This is a genomic window from Citrobacter sp. wls826, assembly GCF_005281245.1.
Lineage (GTDB): Bacteria > Pseudomonadota > Gammaproteobacteria > Enterobacterales > Enterobacteriaceae > Citrobacter > Citrobacter braakii.
This window is the reverse complement of sequence record NZ_SZWS01000015.1, coordinates 17,527-20,812: the sequence shown is the minus strand read 5'-3', so window position 1 is coordinate 20,812 and position 3,286 is coordinate 17,527. Positions and strand designations below refer to the sequence as shown.

Sequence of the window (3,286 nt, the reverse complement as noted above, 5' to 3'; positions counted from 1 at the left end):
TGGGTGAAATTCAACGTCTGGCGGAGCGCGAGCCGGTTGCCGCCGTACGCGATCTGATCCACGGCATTGATTACGAATCCTGGCTGTATGAAACCTCGCCGAGCCCGAAAGCGGCCGAAATGCGTATGAAAAACGTCAACACGCTGTTCAGTTGGATGACGGAGATGCTGGAAGGTAGTGAGCTGGAAGAGCCAATGACCCTGACTCAGGTCGTTACCCGCTTTACCCTGCGCGACATGATGGAGCGCGGAGAGAGCGAAGAGGAGTTGGATCAGGTGCAGTTGATGACGCTGCATGCTTCAAAAGGACTGGAGTTCCCTTACGTATTTATGGTGGGAATGGAAGAAGGATTTTTGCCGCACCAGAGCAGCATTGATGAAGATAACATCGACGAAGAGCGTCGTCTGGCTTACGTCGGGATTACGCGTGCGCAGAAAGAACTTATCTTCACGCTGTGTAAAGAGCGCCGTCAGTACGGTGAACTGGTACGACCTGAACCGAGCCGTTTCCTGTTGGAACTACCACAAGATGACGTTATCTGGGAACAGGAGCGTAAAGTGGTGAGTGCCGAGGAGCGGATGCAAAAAGGGCAGGCCAGCATTGCTAACATTCGGGCAATGATGGCGAAAGCCAAAGAGAAATAGGTATTTTGTAGGCCGGATAAGCGTAAGCGCTATCCGGCAGCCAGCATCTAATGCACTTCCAGCGGCCAGTGGACATAGCTTTGCCACTGTATTTCCTGATCGATTAACTCTGTACCTAATGGATGATGTTCCAGCCAGCCTTCCGGTAGCGTTAACGTCAGATTCTCATCCTGAGCTTGCAGGGTGATATGTGGCACTAAATCGTCGCGACGGCGAGCGGCGAAAATGATCGCCAGGCGTAGCAAACGGCAAAGGTGCTCTGCGATGCGTGGTGGCACAGCGTTTTGCTGGTGGAGTGAAGAGAGATCGACCGGATTAGTTTGGTTGAGCAACAGCGTGGCTAACAGTTTTTTCTGCGCGGGAGTAAAGCCCGGGAGATCGAGATTACGTACCAGCCAGGCGGCATGCAGCGGCGCCTGCTTATACTCTACGCTCAGTCCTATTTCATGCAACTGACAGGCACTTTGCAGCAGTTCACGACTAATGGCTTCAAGATGCCACTCATCTTTCACCTGTTCGAGTAAATGTACAGCCAATTGCGTGACGCGATTCGCCTGATCGGTGTCGACCATAAATCGACGCTGAATATTACGCAGCGTACGGCTGCGAATGTCCTGATCAACTGGCAAGTGCAGCATGCCGTAGACCAGACCTTCGCGTAGTGCGCCGCCGGCCAGAGTCATGCATTGAATATTCAGTTCGGTGAAAATGGCGATTAGAATGGCCAGTCCGCTGGGAAAAACCAGTGCGCGTTCCAGCGTTAACCCTTCTATTTCCAGCTCTTCCAGACGACCACAATGAATGGCGCGCTGTTTAAGCTGCTGAAGCTTGGCCAACGTAATGCGCTCATCCATGCCTTGCGCCATCATGATTTCCTGTAACGCCTGGACGGTGCCAGAGGCACCAACGCAAACTTTCCAGCCATGAAAACGCAGTTTGTCGGCGACTGGGCGCAGAACTTCGCGAGCCGCTTTCTCTGCTTCGTCAAAGTTTTCCTGTGCCAGATTACGATTGGTGAAATACCTTTCGAGCCAGGTGACGCAGCCCATTGACAGGCTGAACAGAGAGGTGGTTTGCGCGCCGGAGCCGGTAACCAGTTCAGTGCTGGCACCGCCAATATCAACGACAAGACGCTGATCGGCACCGCCGGTGGTGTGGGCAACACCTTGATAAATCAGCCGCGCTTCTTCTTCGCCGCTGATGACCTGGACAGGACAGCCGAGGATCTCTTGCGCTTTGGCGATAAACTCATCGGCGTTTACCGCGATGCGTAATGTTGCCGTGGCGACCACGCGGATTTGCGGCTGAGGGATATCCTGCAGGCGTTCAGCAAACAGGCGCAGGCATTGCCAGCCGCGCTCCATAGCTTCAGCGGAAAGAACGTTGTCGCTGTTGAGGCCAGCGGCCAGACGCACCTTGCGTTTAATACGCGTGAGCGTCTGAATGCTTCCCGCCACCTCGCGTACAACCAGCATATGAAAACTATTCGAGCCTAAATCAATTGCGGCGTACAGCGAAGTGGTTGTGAGCATATCTAACGTTAACCTGAACGACGACGATTACGCGGAGCACCACCGGTACGGCGTGGGCCATTGCCTGTGCGCGGACGCGTTAAGCGTAACGGCTTCGGCAGATCGGTCATCAGCGCATCCGGGTTGTACTTGCTGACCGGGATCGAGTGACCGATATAGGTCTCGATTGCTGGTAAATTCAGCGCGTATTCTTCACAGGCCAGGCTGATAGAGTGACCGCTTGCTCCGGCGCGACCGGTACGACCGATACGGTGAACGTAATCTTCACAGTCATCCGGCAGGTCATAGTTAAATACGTGCGTTACGGCTGGGATATGCAGACCACGCGCGGCGACATCCGTCGCAACGAGAATGTCGAGATCGCCACGGGTGAACTCATCAAGGATACGCAGACGTTTTTTCTGCGCCACGTCACCGGTCAACAGACCGACGCGATGACCGTCAGCGGCAAGGCTACCCCAGATATCTTCACAACGATGCTTGGTGTTAGCAAAGACGATGGCGCGATCTGGCCACTCTTCTTCAATCAGCGTTTGCAGTAAACGCATTTTCTCTTCGTTGGAAGGATAGAAGAGCTCTTCTTTAATACGGTGACCTGTCTTCTGTTCCGGTTCGACTTCAACGTACTCGGCGTTATTCATCTGTTCGAACGCCAGTTCGCGAACGCGGTAAGAGAGGGTTGCAGAAAACAGCATGTTCAGACGTTGGGTGGTTGGCGGCATACGACGGAACAGCCAACGGATATCTTTGATAAAACCCAGATCGTACATACGATCGGCTTCATCCAGCACCACGACCTGAATCGCGCCCAGGTTAATGTGGTTCTGTTTTGCATAGTCGATGAGACGACCGGTCGTGCCGATAAGAATATCGACGCCGCTTTCCAGCACTTTCAGCTGTTTGTCATAACCGTCGCCGCCATAAGCCAGGCCTAATTTCAAACCGGTGGTCTGTGCCAGCGGCTCGGCGTCAGCGTGGATCTGCACGGCTAACTCACGCGTTGGCGCCATAATTAACGCACGCGGTTGGTTCACCTTGCGATCGGCAATCGCGGGATGAGAGAGAAGATAATGAAACGTTGACGTCAGGAACGCCATCGTTTTTCCGGTA

The 3,286-nt window shown here is 53.8% G+C and carries 3 protein-coding genes; 1 reads left to right on the top strand and 2 read right to left on the bottom strand.

All coding sequences use genetic code 11. The annotated features are described in order from the left end of the window. Positions 1–644 (top strand): 3'-5' exonuclease (locus FDW87_RS21510; RefSeq protein ID WP_371415025.1); only part of this gene is annotated, 644 nt, incomplete at its 5' end. 47 nt (positions 645–691) lie between these two features. On the opposite strand, the gene gppA is transcribed toward FDW87_RS21510, so the two are convergent. Together gppA and rhlB are read right to left on the bottom strand one after the other, a co-directional pair. Further along, positions 692–2,176, bottom strand: a complete 1,485-nt coding sequence (gene gppA / locus FDW87_RS02015; protein ID WP_016157837.1) for a guanosine-5'-triphosphate,3'-diphosphate diphosphatase — start codon at positions 2,174–2,176, stop codon at positions 692–694. Positions 2,177–2,184: 8 nt separating this feature from the next. Beyond that, a partial coding sequence (gene rhlB / locus FDW87_RS02010) for an ATP-dependent RNA helicase RhlB (protein WP_252362950.1) occupies positions 2,185–3,286 on the bottom strand: 1,102 nt, incomplete at its 5' end.

Coding starts and splice junctions, on each gene's coding strand:
- gppA (WP_016157837.1), bottom strand. CDS start 2,176: ATGCTCACAACCACTTCGCTGTACGCCGCAATTGATTTAGGCTCGAAT.